This is a genomic window from Chryseobacterium caseinilyticum (assembly GCF_014837145.1).
Classification (GTDB): domain Bacteria; phylum Bacteroidota; class Bacteroidia; order Flavobacteriales; family Weeksellaceae; genus Chryseobacterium; species Chryseobacterium caseinilyticum.
Genome location: NZ_JACYFS010000001.1, coordinates 1,391,526 through 1,410,861 on the forward strand (window position 1 = coordinate 1,391,526; position 19,336 = coordinate 1,410,861).

A 19,336-nucleotide genomic window follows, 5' to 3' on the forward strand; every position below is an offset into this window, starting at 1 on the left:
GCTTGAAGTTTCCTTTATATTTCTCAAGAAAAATAGCGTTTTCCAAAGATAACAAAAATAACCTGTCACGGGTGATTATCGTGATTGGCAGATTATCTGTAGCAATCGGAATCATTGTTTCCCTGATTACAATTTCTACGGGATATGGCTCTAAGAAGGCTATTAAAGAGAGATTAGCAGATTTCAACGGACACATCAACGTAAAATCCACCCGATCCAATTCGTCATATAACACTTCTGTTCTTGACAACAATGGTTTAAATATTAAAAAAATCACCGAAATACCCGAGGTTTCAGGAGTACAGAAATACGCAACTGTAACGGGAATCATGCGTACTGAGAAAGATTTTGCAGGTATTATTTTTAAAGGTGTCGGAACGGATTTTGACAGCCTGAGATTCAAAAAATTTCTTTTGGAGGGAATTGCCCCGAAAGTAACAGAAAAAGGTTACTACAACGGCGTTACAATCTCACAAAAACTTGCTGCCGACCTTCATTTAAAGCTTCACGACAGTATTGTAACGGTATTCTCCAAAGCTGATCAGCAGCCAATTTACAGAAACTTTGAGGTAGTGGGAATTTATAAAACCGATATCAAAATGATTGATGATCAAATGGTTTTGGGTGGCATAAATCATGTACGCAAAATTCAGGACATGAAGCCTGATGAGATTGGCGGACTCGATATTTTCTTTAAAAACGTCAACGACATCGATAAACCTCATCCTGAAATCGAAAAATTTATCGGTTATAAGAATTTCATAGAAACTGCGACAGAAAAATATCCTCAAATCACCGACTGGATCAGCATTTTTGATGTCAATATTGCTTTAATTATTGTCATCATGCTCATCGTAGTTATCATCAATATCATCATGGTTCTTCTGATTTTAATTATCGAAAGAACAAATTCTATTGGTCTGCTTAAAACTTTGGGAGCTACCAATTCCCAGATCAGAGCCACTTTCATTAATTATACTTTAATCATTATGGTTCCAGGACTGGTTTTCGGGAATGCGGTTGGCTTGACACTGCTTTTTATTCAGCGCTTTTTCGGAATTATAAAACTGAATCCTGCGAATTATTACGTGAGCACCGTTCCGGTAGATCTCGATCCTTTACCCATCATCTCCATCTCTGTTGGAATTCTGATTATTTCAGGTTTAGCCCTGATTATTCCCAGTTATCTTATCAGCAAAATTTCTCCGGTAAAAGCAATTAAATATAATTAGAACGGGACTTCTTACCATTCAAAATTTTCCGAAAATTTCAGACTTTTAAACTGAAGTTTGAAACTGTTATTTATTTTTTCTGATTTTATTGATTTTATTTTTAAATTTCCAACGTAATTTAAAATTTGTATCATTTAAGATTTTATCACATTTAAAACCTTAAAATTGAAAGGTTTATATTTGTGGTTCAAGAAAAATTAAAGTATGAATTCGCCTTTATAAACTTTGCAAATAAACACTGATGCAAATCAGGCGATAACATATATCCTTTAAAGAAAAATAAAAAATCTATATGAAATACGCAGAAAATATATTAGAAACCATTGGAAACACACCTTTGGTAAAGCTGAATAAGGTTTTAGGGGAAGATTTCCCTGCGCTGGTTTTGGCAAAAGTAGAAACATTCAATCCCGGAAATTCTGTAAAAGACAGAATGGCTGTAAAAATGATTGAAGATGCTGAGAAAGACGGCAGACTGAAGCCAGGCGGAACCATCATCGAAGGAACATCAGGAAATACAGGAATGGGACTGGCTTTGGCAGCAATCGTGAAAGGATATAAGTGTATTTTTGTAACCAACTCAAAACAGTCTAAGGAAAAATGTGATATTCTCCGCGCTGTTGGTGCTGAAGTGATCGTTTGCCCTACAGATGTGAAACCTACCGACCCGCGTTCTTATTATTCAGTTTCAAAAAGACTGGCTAAAGAGACAGAAAATGGATGGTATGTAAATCAGTACGACAATTTATCAAACCGTACTGCACATTACGAATCTACAGCACCTGAAATCTGGGAACAGACTGACGGTAAACTGACTCACTTTCTGGTGGGAGCCGGAACGGGCGGGACCATCACAGGTTGTGGTAAATTCTTCAAAGAGAAAAACGAAAACATCAAAGTAATTGGTGTTGACACTTACGGTTCTATTCTGAAAGAGATTCACGAAACGGGAGAAATTCATCTCGAAAATGCGTACACTTACATCACAGAGGGGATTGGCGAAGATATTCTTCCTGAAAACTATGATATGTCTGTGATTGATCACTTCGAAAAAGTAACCGATAAAGACGGTGCAATCTACGCAAGAAAACTGGCAAAAGAAGAAGGTATTTTCTGCGGATATTCTGCCGGAAGTGCTATGGCAGCGTTGGTTCAGATGAAAGATCAGTTTACAAAAGATGACGTGATTGTTGTCTTGCTTCACGATCACGGTTCCAGATACGTTGCAAAAGTTTACAACGATGACTGGATGCGTGAAATGGGCTGGCTGGACTAATCAGTTTTCAGTTTAAAATACAAAACTCAGAGTGTTGGCTCTGAGTTTTTTTATTTCTGACTGTTTTTAAAATTGCTGCTTCAGCTGATTTGCAACATTTAAATTTATATAAATTTTATTTCCTCTGAAAATTCTATTTCAATTGAGATTCTATCATCTTCTTTAAAACTGAAAAATCACTTCCGCTCATTGATTTTTTCGGAAACATATAACTGTATTTTCCTTCAAGAGCAATATATTCTCCGTTGATTTCAAAAGCCTGAAAGTCCTTCCATTCGCTGGTTTCCTTTTCACCATCAATGTTTACGGTAAAAAATTGCTGATCAAAAACCACTTCATAAATCTTACAGTTTTCAAGTTTCGTAAGGTAAGAACTCACCTGTTTTTTCCATCTTGAAACTTTGTTGACGCTCACAGAGAGGAAAACTGCAGTCAGCAGGAAAAGAAAACTCACAAAATAAAGAATTCCAAATTTTTCTTTGCTCAAATCATTCTTAAAAAAGAAGAGAATTCCCAAAATCAAAGCGATAATAATAAGCGTAAAAGTTTTTCCACGCGTATCAGGAGACAGAAACAGACTTCCCTGATTTCCGCTGAAATAAATTTCTTCGAAGTCCTGTCTTTTAGGTTTTATATTGATTTTCTTTTCGTCGCTCATAGTTTAGAATCTGTATTGAGCTTGCAAAGATAGGTTTTTAAGTCATTTTCAAAAATGAAGTTCGGTTCATTTTGATTTTAAACTTAAAACTACTCAATCTCTGCATTTTCTCCTGCGTACTTTACCAAAATATGTTCTGTTGCCGGTCTCAAGTCCTTGTGATTTTCCGGATTTTTTCCATCCATGGTAAAGAATTCAACTTTATTCTGATGTTTGGAATACCATGTTTTTCCAATTCCGTTATTTGGGTTTAATGTATCGGGGCGTCTGATTTTCTGAAAATAATTTACCAAAACATCATCTGCTGGAACAACGTTGTGAGAAGGATTTTTGTCATTAATGAACGTTAAAACATATCGGTAACCATTCCAATACATGTGATTTTTAGATTCTAAAGCCATCAGTTCTGGTAAAGCTTGATCTGCTTTATTTTCACGACTGACTATCTGACAACGAATGATTTCTTCACCGTTTTTAGGTTGAGCATTTTCTAAATATTTGCTATCCTGAGGTGTATATATATTTTGTGAAATCAATGTTTCGGGAGTGTCAATTTTTTCGGGTTGATTAAATTTCGTAAACCCTGCTCCAGCCAGAATAATTCCCAAAACTCCCAGACTCATTCCTTTATGCTTAGTCAAAAATTCCGGGACTTTAATAATATTCTGAATGGTGATGTGAATGATATTTTCTTTAGAATCAGAATCATTTTTTGCATTGACAAATGATTTCACAAAAGTTTCTTCGCTGAAAACATCTGAAACAGTTTCGCCGTTGTTTGCGAAATTTTCAAAATTATTAAAACCTAAATATTCGCTGAATCTATCCAAAATTTCATCATCAATCCTGCTTTCCCGTAGGTCTCCGGTTTCTTCAACATATTTATCAAAATATCTGATGAGTGTACGATCAGAAATACCGAAGTCAAACCGTTCAGCAAAAAGAAAAGAAAGATAGGTTGAAAGGGCATTTTTAGTGAATCGCCCCGAATCTTTCCTCGCTTTTTTAAAAACTTCGTTAATGAGTTTCTTTTTAACAGACATACATGGTTATTAAGCAATTACAAAAAAAGCATTTTTTCACGAGATATTTTTGCGTGATGCCGTAAAATTCCATTTTCAAAGACAATTTCTGTCAAAGTTCTGTCAGACGCAGTCAGGGTTTTGTCAGGATTTAAAGGTCTTTCCTGTCGTTACTTTGCTTCAGAAATCAAACAGAAAAAAAAACGAATAACTGCAGATTTCTGCCACTCAAAAAAAACGGAAGGATCATTCTCATGACCGGGAAGCATAGGATTTTTCTTCCGTTCCAAAGGGTAATCACTTCCCAAAATTTAAGAAGCGCTTCTTTTTTCAAACGTGTACACTCCCTGCAATCTGTTTTGCGGGAAAGAGCACCACTGCTTAACATTTAAATTTTACAATCGTGATACAATTATTATTGATCCTTCTTGGCTTGGTAAGTTCAGGAAACAACGGAAATACATCATCAGATACAGCAACAGTACAGACTTCACAAAGTGGAGATGGCCCTGGCACCGGCGACGGACCGGGAGGTCAGGGAAGTACAAGTGGTAACACCGGGCAACTCCCTCCACCACCATTTACTTTACCTTAATTTTATTAAAGGGCAGATTTCACAGATCTGTCCTTTTTTATTAATTTGCAGGCTAAACCACCCGATCTTGAATAAATTAATTTTAGCATTCTTATTACTGACATTATTGAACTGCAGTAAGAAATCCAATACTGTAAAAAACTTTGGAAAAGATAATGAAAGCTATGCAAAAGCCCGTATCTGCAGAGATGCAGGTGTGCTGGACTCTGCTTTTATCTACTACAATGCTGCTAAAAGTAAATACAAAGAGACAAAAGATTCTCTCGGCATTGCGCAGTCTCTCATCAACATGGCCCACATCCAGACAAATTCAGGAGATTATTATGGTGGAATTGAATCGTCTCTGGAAGCAGATTCATTTTTGAAAAATATCAAAAATCAGAAAATCAGACAAAACCTTCCCGGAAACTATAACAATATTGCTATGGCCTCCGCTTTTCTGGGAAATTTTGAGGATGCTGTGAAATATTATGAGAAAGCACTTCCTTACACTTCCAAACAAGACCTTCCTGTCATTTTTAATAATATTGGAGATGCATACAGCGAATTAGGTGACTATCAAAAAGCCATGAATATGTTCCGCAGATCTCTTGAAGGATCAGACAGCGAAAATATGGCCCGTGTAATTAATAATCTTGCGATAGCAGAATATAAATTTGATCCAACGTATAACCCGGTTCCTGCCTACCATAAGGCTATGAAGATAAGGCTCGGTCTGAATGACCAGCATGCGCTGAACTCAAGCTACTCAGCCATTTCAAATTACTACACGGGAAAAAATAAAGACTCGGCATTGTTTTACTCAAAAAAAATGCTTTCCGCTGCTACTCTTATCAATAATCCCGACGATCAACTGAAAGCTCTCCGGAAAATTATTAATATTGATGAAGATAATTCTTCACTTTACTTTAAAAAATTTATTTCTATAAATGACAGTGTAAATAATGCCAGATTTAAAGCAAAAAATCAATTTGCTCTTATTAAGACGAATATGGCAGAGTCTGAAGCAAAGAATGCAGAACTGGCTTTGCAGAACAGTGAAAATAAAAATGAAAAGAGATATGCCCAAATTGGTGTCCTGGCACTTGTAATCACTTTAATTGCAGGCATTTTCTATTATTTTAAAAGAAAAAAACTTCAGCAGCAGGAAAAAGAAATTGAAGTAAAGAAAACGGAGATTAAATATTCTAAAAAGGTACACGATGTTGTTGCCAACGGAATCTATCAGATCATGACCAAAATAGAAAATCATCAGGATATCAGCCGGAATGAAACGCTGGATGATCTGGAAGATGTCTATAAAAAGTCGAGAAATATCTCTTATGATTCGTCAGATGATATTAATGATGACAATTTTTTTGAAAAAATAAGCAAACTGGTTTCCTATTTTAAAAATGAAAATACAGAAACCTATCTGGCAGGAAATGATGCAGAACTTTGGAAAAATACAGCTCCGTCCACGCGGTCAGAAATCTACCAGATCCTGCGTGAAATGCTAGTCAACATGAAAAAACACAGCCGCGCCGACCGTGTAATTCTGCAGTTTAAAAAAGTGGAAAACAATATCGAAATTTCCTACAGCGACAATGGAATCGGTATTCAAAATAAAAGTTTTTTTAAAAAAGGTCTCCAAAATGTGGTTTCCCGTATTGAAAATCTAAATGGAGATATTATTTTTGACACCGAAACAGAAAAAGGACTGAAAATAAACCTCTCATTCCCTATTTCCTAAAACTTATTTGATGTTTAAAAAGATTTTAATTGCCGAAGACCACGAAGTCATCAACCTTTCTGTACAACGAACTGTAAAAGAACTGGAAATTCCGGTTGCAGATCAGGTTTTTTACTGCGACGACGCTTTGGAAAAAGTAAAAAAGAGCCTGCGTGAAAATGACCCCTATGATTTAATAATCACCGATCTCCATTATGACGAAGATCATCATCAACAGAATTTGAAGGATGGTAAGGAAATGATTGCTGCCATAAAAAAGATTCAGCCCGGTGTGAAGGTCATTTTCTTTTCTGCAGAGCACAAATCCGGAGTGATTGATTCACTTTTTAACCATCTGAAAATTGACGGTTTTGTGAGAAAAGGCAGAAACGACGCCAAAGAACTTAAAAAGGCAATTACAATGGTTGCCCAGGGAGAAAAATATCTTTCTCTGGATATAAAACATGATCTGAAAGAACTCAACAGTTACGAATTTACGTCATACGATATTACGCTTATTTCACTTCTCGCTCAGGGCGTTTTCCTGAAAAACATCCCTATTTATCTTCAGAACAATAACATCAAACCCAACAGCCTCAGCAGTGTGGAAAAAAAACTTACCGGTCTCCGCGAAGGTCTGAAAATCAACAATAACGAGCAGTTGGTAGCATTTTGTAAAGATTTGGGACTTATTTAGTACCATTTGATTTGAAATTTAAAATTCCTACTTTTAATGAAATTTAAATTTCGGCTTATTTCAAATGAACAGTTTTAACTTTCACGACAGACATTTTGTTACCGTTACATCTTTTTCAGACTTGACAGATACTGATTTTCAGGGAACTGTAAATTCGCTTTGCTGGAAACGAAATCTGAAAGGTGATTTCAAAGAAATAGTTTCAAAACTTCAGTTGGAAGAAGATATCACTGTCGTCTCACCGGACGACCTTTCTAAACTTAGCCTGTCTGAAAATGGTGAAATTGCAAGAGAAATTATTTTAAATGATCTTCAGCTGCTGACAGATTTCGGAGCTTTACCTACGCTGAATTTACTCAAAAATTACGAAAGGGATGATGAATTTGATTTTATTTCTACCGACGTTTATTCTTTTCATGTAGACCGCTCACCCATTTTGGCAGATACTTTTTTATGCACTTATCACGGTACTTCCAGCGATATTTTGCCGAATGATCAGGCGGTTCAGAAGATTTTAATTCCTGAAGTCCGTGAAAAACTAATAGAATTACATGAAGGTTCTGATGATGATTTTGAAACTTTTTTGGAAGAAAACTTCTTTGATCTTCATTATGAACCGAAAGAAGATTCCCAACCTATTAATTTGGGACAGGGAAATCTTTGGAGACTGGCGGTGGATCATCCTAAGCAAAAGGTTTTGCCCTGCATTCATCGTGCTCCGGTAGAAAATGACGGAGAATATCGGCTTCTCCTGATCTGCTGAAGATGATTTTTCAGTAAATAAATCTGCCTGAAACAGTTTATTTCCATCATGAAAGATTAATTTTGAAATAATTCATAAACAGGAAATCAGTATGATATTCACATCGCAACTTATCTCTGTGCTGTTCTTTTGGCTTTTAAATCTGATTTATGACTGGTGGATTCCCGAAGTGGCAATTCTTTCGGGATTGCTTACCGGAATATTTACTGGGTGGATTTTAGGCTTGCTACTGTTCACTGCAAGTAAAAAAATTGTAATTTTTATAAAGGTTCAGATCGACAGTAAAGTTCTCAGGAAAAATAAATCTATTGAAAGCTATGAAAAATGAAATTACTAAAACCATCACCAACGGACTTTTGGTCAGCTTCCTGACTGGAATAACCGTATCTTTCCTTGCTATTTTCATCATTCAGTTTCAAAACCAGAGTCATTATGACGATGAAAGACCTAGAATGGATTGTTTTGCAGGTTTAGGTTACGGAATTATTGTCGGTGTGCATTTTTTATTTGTTATCCTCAGTTTGCCTGCATTTTTCAATCTTTTCAAAACTGTGCGGGAACACAGATTTTATTCTTTTCTGTCATTTTTCACTGGTCCGTTTTTATATTTAATTTTCATTTCATTCAGTCTATCGGAATTTTCAGAAGAGGATTTTTTATTTATAATTCCATGGATTTTTATAGTGATCTGGGTATATTATTATTTTAAATTACAGAAAATAATTAAACTTAAAAATGAATAATTTGTTTTAATTTTAATTAAATTAAACACAGCTATGATGAAATTATTCCGCTACTTCTCTTACGTTTTCTGCCTCTCACTGTTAGCGTGCAGCAACGACAATCCAAAGAAAAATATAATAAGACCGGTTGTAAATCATGAAGATAAAAAATCAGTTCCATTTACATCGGATACCAAAACCATTCACGTTTTTGTGGCTTTGTGTGACAATAAATACCAGGGAATTGTGCCCGTTCCTGAAAAAATAGGAAACGGGCAAGATCCCGACAACAATCTCTACTGGGGTTGTGGATTTGGTGTACGAACTTATTTTAAGAAAAGCAAAGAATGGAAATTTCTTGAAAGCCGAAAACTACAGTCTGGAAAGCTGGAAAGAATAATTTTTAGACATACCACCAAAAATTATTATCTAGTTGCCGATGCTTACGATGGTCAGTTCATCAAAAATGCCACGGTCGATTTTCTGAACAGCAGCGCAGGAAATGAAAAAGACACTTTAAAAACAGGAAAAACCGTCATCGGAATTGGTGGAAACGCCAATTTGCTGGCATTCACCGGACACGACGGCCTGATGGATTTCCAGTTGAATCAAACCTTTGAAAACACAGATAAACAGAAGCGTGACGTTATCATTCTGGCGTGTTACAGCAAAAAATATTTTTCACCTCATCTGCAGAAAGCCAATGTAAATCCGCTGGTCTTGACTTCAGGTCTGATGAGTCCCGAAGCTTATACCCTGCACGATGCCATTTCAGGATATCTGAATTCTGAAACCAGTGAGCAAATACGGTCACGCGCTGCAAAAGCCTATTCAAAATACCAAAAATGCAGTGAAAAAGCTGCACGGAATCTTTTAGTGACCGGCTGGTAAATTCATGTAAACAAATCAGACTATTATGATTTTTTGATGAAAATCAGATATTTATGCTTAAAAAGAAGGATTTTAACTGAATCCTCCTTTCTTTCTAACATCAAATTTTGATGAGCATTTGAATAAATTCTTACATTAAAACATCATTTACAGGTACAATCGGTTTTGGTAAATTGCTTTCTCCGAGAATCTGAAGCAGATCAATTTCAATGGTTCGGCATATAGAAAGCATTGGAATATCTGTTCCCAGACCTTCAAAAGGGTTTTCGGAATAGTCGCCAATCAGCTCCATCACGACATAAATCCACCCAACGACCGTACCGAAAGGGATCATTAACCAAACTCCTGCATCGCCTAATTTGGCAAACTCTGCAACAATTCCCAAAGGTAATAGGAAAATAAAAATGCAGTTGAAAATAAAGCTCAAGTTGGCATACTGACGCGGAAGAGGAAACTTTTTGATCCGCTCTGCCCTGCCCTGATGGTCGTAAAAATCGTTCAGAATAGTTTGCATATCAAGCTGCCGGCGCATGTGGAGAATTTCCCGTTCCTCAAGAAATGCCAGATCCTGCGACTGAAGATTGATGATCTGCGTGGCTTTGTTGGCAGCAGTTTCCCAGTCTTTTTCATTTTGAAAATATCTTTGCTGCTGTTTTTCATTCAGATAATCCTGAAACTGTCCAACCCCAAAATTGTCTCTCCTCCTCATGGCTATTTTTGCAAAATGATGATTGAGACTCACGTGTTCCCATTGTGTAGGAACCAGCAACTGCTCCCGAAAAGTGTACAGCCAGGCGATATGGCGGTAAATAAGATCTGTTTTTATTTTTTTGATTTCTTCATCGGAATACTGGTTGCTTTTAACGTAAGAATTTACCATTACACCCCAACTCCTGCTGCTGTTTACAATTGCTCCCCAGATTTTTCTGGCTTCCCATACACGGTCGTAGCTTTGATTATTCTTGAATCCCACATAAAACGCCACCGCCGTTCCCACCAACGAAACCGGCAGCCAAGGAATCGAAATCCAGTGCCAACCGACCAATTTATAAACAACCGCCACAATCAGCATATACGCGATCAACCACCAAAGATGATGACCCGCAAATTCAAAAATCCCTTTAACTGTGAAACTCTTTTTAACTAACATTATGTGTAAATTTTATTTAAACTACCGAATATAAAGAAAGTTTTTTCATCAGGCAAAAGAGAAATTTCACTGTAAATTTCAGAGTAAACGAAAGAAATTTTAATGAAGTCAGATTTGAAATTCACTAAAAAAATTAGAATAGCGTTTAGCTGTAAAATAATCAGGGAAATTGCTGTGGTTATTTACCGATACAAAACTTAGAAAAAATATTCCCCAGCACCTCATCATTCGTAAACTCACCGGAGATTTCACCCAAGTATTCCAAAGCGTAGCGAAGTTCATAAGCCAATAATTCAGTTGAAATCTTTCCTGAAATGGCATCTTCTACCCTTTTCACGGATTCTAAAGATTTCTGCAACGCTTCGTAATGACGCTGGTTTGTGATAATCGTGCTTTCCTGAGTTTCCAGATTTTGAATGTAGTCAGCAAGTTCGGTTTTCAACTGCTCGATTCCGGTTTTGTTTTTTGCTGAAATTCCGATGATCTGCGAAGTATAATCTGGAAATAATTGTTCTTTCAATTCTGCGTCAAATATATTAACAGAAGAAGCTTCCTGCAAATCAATTTTATTGTGAAGAAGAAGGATCTTTAAATCTTCACGGTAGAATTCTTTGATAAAATCTGTAATCTCATTTGGTGTAGAATCAAACTCATCGTACAGATACAAAAGAATTTTTGCAGTTTCAATCTTCTCCTTCGCTTTTTTAACTCCGATTTCCTCTATAATATCGGTCGTTTCACGGATTCCAGCGGTATCAATGAAACGGAAAGCTGTTCCTTTAATATGTAAAACTTCCTCAATCGTATCGCGCGTCGTTCCCGCAATTTCAGAAACAATCGCACGTTCTTCTTTCAGCAAGGCGTTTAGCAAAGTAGATTTTCCGGCGTTTGGTTTCCCGATAATGGCGACATCTACCCCATTTTTAATCGCATTTCCGTATTGAAAGCTGTCGATTAACGAGCGTAATTTTTCTTCGGTCCTATTTAATGATGCTTTCAAAGCGGTTCGGTCTGCAAATTCCACGTCCTCCTCGGCAAAGTCAAGTTCTAGTTCGATTAATGATGTAAAATTCAATAAATCAGTTCTTAAAATGGAAATTTCATTGGTAATTCCACCTTTCAACTGATTTAAAGCGACTTTTCTTGATGCTTCATTTTCCGAAGCAATCAAATCGGCAATGGATTCTGCCTGGCTCAGATCAATTCTCCCGTTCATAAAGGCACGCATTGTAAACTCCCCCGCTTTCGCCATTCTCGCACCGTTTTTAATCAAAACTTCCAGAATTTTCTTGGCAATATGCGGCGAACCGTGAAAAGAAATTTCCACAGAATCCTCTGCAGTAAAAGTTTTTGGTGCTCTGAAAATGGAAACCATAACCTCATCGATGACTTCGCTGTTGTCTGCTGGATTTTGGCTATTAGCTACTTTCTCCCCAATTCCATCAGCTATCTTCCCATCCACAATAAACCCGTAATGAACCGTATGCGAATCAGCTTTTTCAAGATTTTTCCCCTGAAAAACCCGGTTGACAATTTCAAAAGACTGTTCCCCCGAAATTCTGATAATTCCGATAGCTCCAATTCCGTTGGCAGTTGCCAGTGCGCAGATAGTGTCGTGATTCATGGTGCAAAATTACGGAATAAACATTTAAATTTAAAGATTCAAAATTCAAGTTTTAAAACACCATTTTCAATCAAAATTCAACTGCTCAAACTCCCTGCAACTCTCAACTCCCTCCCTCCAAACTCTCAAACACAGATCCCCTATAACGCTCCCACATTTTCAGGAGCCGGGAACCTGCTGTCCGCTGTATCTTTTTTGTTATTGCGTACAATTGTTGATGATCATGGCTTATTTCATCCATCGCAATAACAAAAAAGGATGCCGCTTCCATCAGGGCTAGGATTCAGTTCGTATTCACTTATCACAACCAAAAAGATGATAATTATCCTTTCTTTAATTCGATAGAAAGCAAAAATCACAAACTATACAGAAATTTATTATTTATATCTAAAAAATATGATTTAAATTTAACAAAAAACACCAGGATGGGAATCATTCCATTAGTTTTAATTACAGTTATTATTGCAATATTTGTTCTGATTAAAATCCCCAATCTCACTCTCACAAGGAAGGTGATAATTGTTGCCGCTGTTGCAATGCTCTTTTTCATTGGAGTTGCATACGTTTTTATAACAGGTTTCGAAAGCGGAGGAAGACCAAATCTTGAAGAGGTTCCCATCATTCAAAAAGAATAAGATAGATTCTGAAAAAAAAATGGGAATGTAATTTCGCAGGACGATTTAAAATGAAATAATGTTGCTAACAGATATCCTTTTAAATACGATCTTAGATTCTATACGATGGTGGTTTTTCCGTTATATTAAATTTAAAAAATAGAAAAACATAATAAATGAAAAATTCAGTACTCATCATTTTCCTCACTGTATTCACTTGCTGTGAAGGAAAGAAGCAAACAGACGATTCTTCTGTAACACCTTCGCCAGCAATAACAAGATCATCAAAGATGGTCGCGCTAAGTGATTCTGTAAAAACAGAAGAAATTTTTCAGACTCCGACAATCAGGTATTCTCATCTGGAGAAAGGCTACACTTTTAATCTGCCATTCAATTACAGAATCGAGTATATTTCCAACCAAAACAGCCAAAACAGTTACTACAAATTTCAATGGAAAGTTACAGACGACCTTATCATTGACAGCAATAGTGGAGATTTTAAGCATTTTTCTGTGTCCAATTTTATTCCTTACCTCTCCTCGTCTTCATACGGAGAAGGTGATTTTTTTATCGTAAAAAATAAAGGTAAAAATCAACTGATGATTTCAGATTTCCTGAAATCTTTTGATGAAGTCCTGTATAAAGATCACAACAGCGCTATCATTAGTGATTATGGGAAATTGAAAGCTTTCTATTTTGAGTACCTACCCAAAAATTCTGAATATTTAGTTTACCTGAGCGATATTCCATTTCAAAATAAACGTCCCGAAGCGAAAACTGATGAGATGATCAATCAGCTGCTGCATCAGATTAGAATGGCTAAAAATATTTCTAAACCCATTAAAAACCAAGATAAAAGTTGGAATTCTTATGAGAAACAGCTTTCCGTTTTGGAAAAAGACTTTTTCAGAAAACTTAATCTCGATGTAAAAAAAGAATTCACCTCTGATAAAAATTTAAAATCTTTTTCACCTTCAGATCAGGGAAACAACCGTTATTACACTGTTTTTAGTAACAATAAAGAAATAGAAACTGTTTGGACAAATCTCTATGCTATAAACAACAACGGAACAGTAAGTGTCACAGATACTGATCCAAATTTTGATTACTTAAGAGATTTGAATTTTAGATTTTTCTATACTGCTGACTATCAACAGATTTTAAAAACTGATCACAGCACCGTTTTTCAGAGAAAATCACAAGATGCATTTTGCTTAATTTCAAAAACCAAAAATAAGAAGTTTATCATCATGAAAGAATTCCCAGATTTAGTTCAACCACCTCCAGACCATTATAAAAATGAGATCGAGTTCTACAGGGAACTATTTGAAAATTATAAATAGTTACTTCATTAATTATTTCCTGACCTGATACTTAGATTACTGTAGATCCACAAAAAAAGTAACAAGCACGATTATGGCATTCATCCTGATTTTATCTTTCATCATCATTGCTTTTTTAATAATAGCAATCATTTGGCTTTTAAAAAATCCTATACGCAGAAAATATTCTTTTACCGTTTTAGGACTTGCCTTAATTTTTCTTTTGATTTATAATGTTTTTTTTGTCGACCACAGTATGAGATTTATTCAGTCTAAAGTTTATCCAAATTTATATCTTGTCGACAATGAAATAAGTGACAGAGATTCTCTGAACAGAATAATAAAAAAAATGGCGATTGAAAAGATGAATGCGGAATTTATCGGCAATGAAAATAAATTTAAAAGTCACTATAAAGCCACGGATGTTTCCGATTCCAGAACGGAAATGGATTATCATATCGATTTCTACACCTATTTTGAGGGTTGGGGCACAGATCCGTTTAGACAAGCCGGCACCGCACATTTTATCGAAAATGAAGAAGATCCTGGAGGATTTTCGAGTGAGGAACTGAGTCATTACAATTCGTATCGCATAGCCAGTTTAAGCGTTCAGTTTTGTAAAAATGATACTGTAAATTATTACAGCGTTCTCAGATACTATCAGCAGGGAAATGAGACCATATCAGACACCATCATCAGCAAATGCAGAAGGAAAAATTAATTTAAAATTATGACAAAAAAGACACTGAATCAAATTTTCTCAATTCTACTTGTTGCTACTTTTGTGCTCCTGTCCTGTGAGAACAAAAAGGAGAAGACTACTGAAAACTCAGTAATAGAAAATCCACAAAAGGAAATTCGGTCACCAATAATTCCTACCCATAAAAGCGCATTAAGACCTGATGAAACTATTGAACTCGAAAAAATTTATACTGATACCATACAGTTTGTCAGCTTTAATGACAATGGGGATGACTGGCTTTTCGTCGTAAAGAAAAATAATGATACAGTAAGTTTGATTTACAACAAAGACAATCCGGAATTCACCCGTGGAGACGAACTGGAGATCAAATGGAAAATGGACAGTCTGAGGCCGGCAGGTGATCCTGAGTATTTGGATTACAGCGAATATTTAATCTCAGCAAAAGTGATCAGACCGTTGACATTAGTCAATAAGAAAATAAAATTTTTGTGGCGGAAAATGCAGTATGATAAGAATTTAGAAACTGAGGTTAGTACAGTTATTCTAAATGAAAATTATATAAAATACATTTCAGATCCGGAGAAAGCTGCTTTGGCTTACGTTGCGACATTCATTGGTAATGACTGCACATGGGACGGAAAAGCAAACGATAACATGAGCAATTTGAAATGTAAAATTCTGAGCTCACTGAATTTAGGCTATCAGTGTTCCGAACAACACTTAGGTTTTCTCCGATCTTGGTTTAGAAATGATAAAATGATTTTAAAAGAGTTGGAAAACTGTCCTAAAATTCCCAATGGAGCGACCGTTCAGGATACTTTTAACGAAATTAATTTAGAAGTTTCCGGAAATAATATCAATGTTTTCTTCAAAGCAAACGGAGTTAATTTAAGAGAAGAGAAATCCTGGGAATGGACTGAGAAACATTTCTTTGAGTTAAAAAGAAACGAATTAGTACTTTTGAAAAAAGAAATTTCACCCGTTAAACATAGTGATTTAAAAATGAAAGAAAATTAAGGAAATTAAACAAATAACAAGTCAAACCGATCACACAAATGAAAGCAGTAATTACACTATCAGTCTTTTTAATTTTCCTTTTTTCCTGCAAAAAAGAGAAAGTTGCCTCAGCTGAAAACATCCCTGTTTCCGATAAAAATTTAATTAAAAAAAAACTCGATTCACTCCAGAGTCAAAGCATTTTTATTCAGGAAAATAAAGATTTCTTAACAAGAATCTGGGTAAAAAGCAACGAAAAACGAGGCAATTATTTCTACTCGGATACTTTAAATATCCTGAAGATTTCAAAGTATGAGTTTGCCGAGCAAAAATTAAATCTGAGTAGAGAAATTGATTTAGAAAATGCAGAATGGGCTTACCTGGAAATAGACAGCACAACCATCAAAACCATGAAAATAGGTAAAATGAATTATCTTTTTCTTACCCATCAAGTCTCAAACATGGGAAAAGCAATGAACGAGATAAGTGTAAATTTCTCTATGATTAATATGGACAATATTGCAGACAACTTCAGTTTACAGTACTATGGTTATCCTTCAGATTACTGTAACGGGTGCATTCGCGGAAATTTCGGGGAAAACTCTAAACTGAAATCATCTGCATTTGCAAAAACTGTGCTTCATCAATATGCGCGTACTTCCAAATTTATTTACCATCCATCAGATGAAGAAAAAAACATTACTCATTACAAGAATTTTGGCGAGAAATGGGAAAAAGATAATGCTACGGATAATAATTTCGGAGCAGGATATGCAATCATTCCCGATATCATTTACTCAACCTATTATGATGAAAATCTATTTAAACTTACATCGGCAAGCGAAGAATTTGTAGAAAATGAAAACTACAAAGTTCAATCTATTTTCCGAGGAAATCTTGTAGGATTTGATAAAAAGAAAAGAAAGTATTTTCCGGTCATTGTTGAAAGCTGCTCCCATTTCTGCAACAAAAATATTGAGTTTGTGGATGCGCAAACATTAAAAATTACGTATGAGGATGATCAGTCTTTTGAGATTAATTTGAATAAGATTGTATTTAAATAAAAATCATCCCATTTCTGAGATGATTCAATTATAAAAAAACGTATATGAAGTGAATGTGTTTGGTTTCGTTTACAAAACTACGCCACTTTCACAGCACTTTCATCAGTGATTTCACTAGATCTTTACCGTAAAAACACGGTAAAAATTCAATATTTAAGATTTAAGATTCAAAATTCTTTATTTGAGTTTTAAAATTTGAAATTTAAAATTCACTATTGACAATTAACAATTCACTATTAAAGCGGAGTGACGAGTTCCAAAAACCAATCCTTCACTTCACCTTCAAGATGCGGCTCAAGCTTTTCAGCACACGTTTTGTGATAAGCGTTTAGCCAGTTTATTTCTTCTTTAGAAAGAATATCTTTCACAATATCATTTTTGAAGAACGGACAGTATGTCAACGTTTCAAATTCATAAAAGGTTCCTGATCCCGTAGTTTCAGACTCTTTTACGGCAATCAGATTTTCATGACGGATTCCGTATTCTCCTTCCACATAATATCCCGGTTCGTTTGAAACAACCATTCCTACAAGCAATTCCTGTGGGTTTAAATCTTTTCTGATGTTTTGCGGACCTTCATGTACATTCATAAAACTTCCCACACCGTGCCCGGTTCCATGATTGTAATCTTTTCCGTTCATCCAAAGCGGAAGTCTGGCAATCGCATCCAACTGTACGCCTTTTGTTCCTTTCGGAAATTTCGCCATTGACAAACGGATCATTCCCTGCAAAACTAAAGTTGAATTGATTCTAAATTCTTCAGAAACCGCTCCCAGTGCCAAAGTTCTGGTAATATCTGTCGTACCTTCAAGATACTGACCGCCGGAATCCACAAGAATACTCGCATCGTTGGTCACCTCATTGCTTCCTTCCGCTTTCGCAGAATAATGAATAACGGCACCATTATTTTTATATCCGATAATACTTCCGAAACTTTCTCCCACAAAATTTTCTCCCGCAGCACGGAAATTTTTCAGTTTCTGTCCGATTGAATACTCATTCATCGTTTCTTTTCCTGCAGAATGAGTCAGCCAATAAAGAAATTTCACCATCGCAACACCATCTCGCACCATCACTTTTCTGAAACCTTCCAGCTCCGTTTCGTTTTTCTGAGCTTTCATCAGATTTCCCGGCACAGCTCCTTTTATAAATTCATTATCAATTTTTAAAGCTTCAAAAATCGACTGATTGCTGTTGGGAGAAACCAGAACTTTCTGACCTTTCACATTTTTTAAATGATTGTAAAATTCTTCATAAGGCATCATTTTCACCCACGCTTCGTCCATTTGCTTTCTGCTTTCAACGTCGAGTTTTTCAAGATCAGTGAACAGATGTGCATCGTTTTTCGTGATGATGATGTAGCCTAAAAATACAGGATTGCTTTCCACATCACTTCCTCTCAGATTTAATGTCCATGCTACATCATCAAGACTTGAAATAATATGAACCGATACTTCCTGTTCTTCCATTTTTTGACGGATGGCAGCGATTTTATCAGTCACAGACTTTCCTGCTCTTTCGATAGGATGGGTATAAATTGGATTTTTTGAAGGCGTTCCTCTTTCTTTCCAAACCTGTTTTAATAAGGGAAGATCAATTAAGTTTAAATTTTTTGCATTCAGTTTTTGATATAAAAGTTCCCAGTTGGAATGGGATGTTGCCACAGCATTCACCGCAACTTTACCGTTTTCGGGAATCTCAGAAATAATCCAGTCGATATAATTTGGCGTGCCTTCCATTCCGTCTTTGAAAAGGTCGATTCCTGATCCCTCCAGTTCAATGGGAGCCTGCGTGAAATACCGTCCGTCTGTCCAGAGTCCGCCTTTATCTTTTGTAATTACCACAAAACCTGCTGAACCCAGAAAACCTGACAACCAGGCTCTTTCCTGCCATTCTTCAGGTAAATATTCACTCATATGAGGATCTGCAGAATATACTATAAATGCATCAACATTATTTTTCTGCATCTCTTCACGAAGTGCAGCCACTTTTTCCTTTGAAGTCATTATCTATTTATTTTTAAAAACGTGAAGTTACGGATTTTTGGGAATAAAATATGGAAGTTGGTTACGGGATACGAGCTTCGGGATACGGACCCACAGTTTAAGGGTTACGGTTTGAGATTGAGGAAATGATGTAAAATTACTTTTAAGATGTGATCAATTATTACTTAAAAAAAACACCGAAGCACAGATTCTCTTAAAAATAAAATACTTCGTTCAGAAACTTCCATCTCCTACCTCCCTATTTCCCTCGTCCAGCACCCATCATCCAACACCCAACACACAGACATACC

At 35.9% G+C, this 19,336-nt stretch carries 19 protein-coding genes; 14 read left to right on the top strand and 5 right to left on the bottom strand.

The genetic code is table 11. From position 1 onward, the window contains the following. Positions 1-2: 2 nt before the first annotated feature. Together IC610_RS06715 and IC610_RS06720 are read left to right on the top strand one after the other, a co-directional pair. Positions 3-1,232: an ABC transporter permease gene (locus tag IC610_RS06715; RefSeq protein WP_191735776.1), complete on the top strand. Its 1,230-nt coding sequence runs from the start codon at positions 3-5 to the stop codon at positions 1,230-1,232. A 292-nt stretch (positions 1,233-1,524) separates the two neighbouring features. Continuing rightward, the gene (locus IC610_RS06720) at positions 1,525-2,508 is read left to right on the top strand and encodes a PLP-dependent cysteine synthase family protein (protein ID WP_056081352.1); all 984 of its coding nucleotides are present in this window, start codon (positions 1,525-1,527) and stop codon (positions 2,506-2,508) included. Between the two features lie 133 nt (positions 2,509-2,641). Here the strand turns inward: IC610_RS06720 and IC610_RS06725 are convergent, their stop codons facing one another. Together IC610_RS06725 and IC610_RS06730 are read right to left on the bottom strand one after the other, a co-directional pair. After that, on the bottom strand, positions 2,642-3,166 hold the full coding sequence (locus tag IC610_RS06725) for a YcxB family protein (protein WP_191735777.1): 525 nt from the start codon (positions 3,164-3,166) through the stop codon (positions 2,642-2,644). A gap of 89 nt (positions 3,167-3,255) precedes the next feature. Beyond that, positions 3,256-4,209, bottom strand: coding sequence for a hypothetical protein (locus IC610_RS06730; protein ID WP_191735778.1), 954 nt, complete (start codon positions 4,207-4,209; stop codon positions 3,256-3,258). Positions 4,210-4,591: 382 nt separating this feature from the next. Here IC610_RS06730 and IC610_RS06735 point away from each other — a divergent pair, with 382 nt between their 5' ends. The 7 genes from IC610_RS06735 to IC610_RS06765 all read left to right on the top strand — a co-directional run bounded on the left by IC610_RS06735 (position 4,592) and on the right by IC610_RS06765 (position 9,567). Next, entirely contained in the window at positions 4,592-4,783 is a 192-nt protein-coding gene (locus IC610_RS06735; protein ID WP_191735779.1) for a hypothetical protein, read from the top strand. 67 nt (positions 4,784-4,850) lie between these two features. Continuing rightward, complete coding sequence (locus IC610_RS06740; RefSeq protein WP_191735780.1) at positions 4,851-6,515, top strand: tetratricopeptide repeat-containing sensor histidine kinase; 1,665 nt, start codon at positions 4,851-4,853, stop codon at positions 6,513-6,515. A gap of 10 nt (positions 6,516-6,525) precedes the next feature. Continuing rightward, positions 6,526-7,191, top strand: coding sequence for a response regulator (locus IC610_RS06745; RefSeq protein WP_191735781.1), 666 nt, complete (start codon positions 6,526-6,528; stop codon positions 7,189-7,191). Positions 7,192-7,255: 64 nt separating this feature from the next. Continuing rightward, the gene (locus IC610_RS06750; protein ID WP_191735782.1) at positions 7,256-7,954 is read left to right on the top strand and encodes a DUF1826 domain-containing protein; all 699 of its coding nucleotides are present in this window, start codon (positions 7,256-7,258) and stop codon (positions 7,952-7,954) included. A gap of 91 nt (positions 7,955-8,045) precedes the next feature. Then, entirely contained in the window at positions 8,046-8,282 is a 237-nt protein-coding gene (locus IC610_RS06755; RefSeq protein WP_191735783.1) for a hypothetical protein, read from the top strand. After that, positions 8,272-8,697, top strand: a complete 426-nt coding sequence (locus IC610_RS06760) for a hypothetical protein (protein ID WP_191735784.1) — start codon at positions 8,272-8,274, stop codon at positions 8,695-8,697. The genes IC610_RS06755 and IC610_RS06760 overlap by 11 nt, the downstream gene beginning before the upstream one ends. A 33-nt stretch (positions 8,698-8,730) precedes the next feature. Further along, positions 8,731-9,567: a hypothetical protein gene (locus IC610_RS06765; RefSeq protein WP_228462859.1), complete on the top strand. Its 837-nt coding sequence runs from the start codon at positions 8,731-8,733 to the stop codon at positions 9,565-9,567. Positions 9,568-9,697: 130 nt separating this feature from the next. Here IC610_RS06765 and IC610_RS06770 read toward each other — a convergent pair whose 3' ends face one another. Then, positions 9,698-10,717, bottom strand: a complete 1,020-nt coding sequence (locus IC610_RS06770) for a bestrophin family protein (RefSeq protein ID WP_191735785.1) — start codon at positions 10,715-10,717, stop codon at positions 9,698-9,700. Positions 10,718-10,895: 178 nt separating this feature from the next. Further along, a complete protein-coding gene (mnmE, locus tag IC610_RS06775) occupies positions 10,896-12,341 on the bottom strand; it encodes a tRNA uridine-5-carboxymethylaminomethyl(34) synthesis GTPase MnmE (protein ID WP_191735786.1) in 1,446 nt (481 codons plus the stop codon). Between the two features lie 425 nt (positions 12,342-12,766). Here mnmE and IC610_RS06780 point away from each other — a divergent pair, with 425 nt between their 5' ends. The 5 genes from IC610_RS06780 to IC610_RS06800 all read left to right on the top strand — a co-directional run bounded on the left by IC610_RS06780 (position 12,767) and on the right by IC610_RS06800 (position 17,040). Then, on the top strand, positions 12,767-12,976 hold the full coding sequence (locus tag IC610_RS06780) for a hypothetical protein (protein WP_191735787.1): 210 nt from the start codon (positions 12,767-12,769) through the stop codon (positions 12,974-12,976). Between the two features lie 155 nt (positions 12,977-13,131). Next, complete coding sequence (locus tag IC610_RS06785) at positions 13,132-14,298, top strand: hypothetical protein (RefSeq protein WP_191735788.1); 1,167 nt, start codon at positions 13,132-13,134, stop codon at positions 14,296-14,298. Positions 14,299-14,371: 73 nt separating this feature from the next. Further along, positions 14,372-14,998, top strand: coding sequence for a hypothetical protein (locus IC610_RS06790; protein WP_191735789.1), 627 nt, complete (start codon positions 14,372-14,374; stop codon positions 14,996-14,998). Positions 14,999-15,007: 9 nt separating this feature from the next. Further along, positions 15,008-15,997, top strand: coding sequence for a hypothetical protein (locus IC610_RS06795; protein WP_191735790.1), 990 nt, complete (start codon positions 15,008-15,010; stop codon positions 15,995-15,997). A 38-nt stretch (positions 15,998-16,035) separates the two neighbouring features. Beyond that, a complete protein-coding gene (locus IC610_RS06800) occupies positions 16,036-17,040 on the top strand; it encodes a hypothetical protein (protein WP_191735791.1) in 1,005 nt (334 codons plus the stop codon). A gap of 236 nt (positions 17,041-17,276) precedes the next feature. Here IC610_RS06800 and IC610_RS06805 read toward each other — a convergent pair whose 3' ends face one another. Then, complete coding sequence (locus IC610_RS06805; RefSeq protein ID WP_191735792.1) at positions 17,277-19,046, bottom strand: aminopeptidase P family protein; 1,770 nt, start codon at positions 19,044-19,046, stop codon at positions 17,277-17,279. Positions 19,047-19,336: the final 290 nt, after the last annotated feature.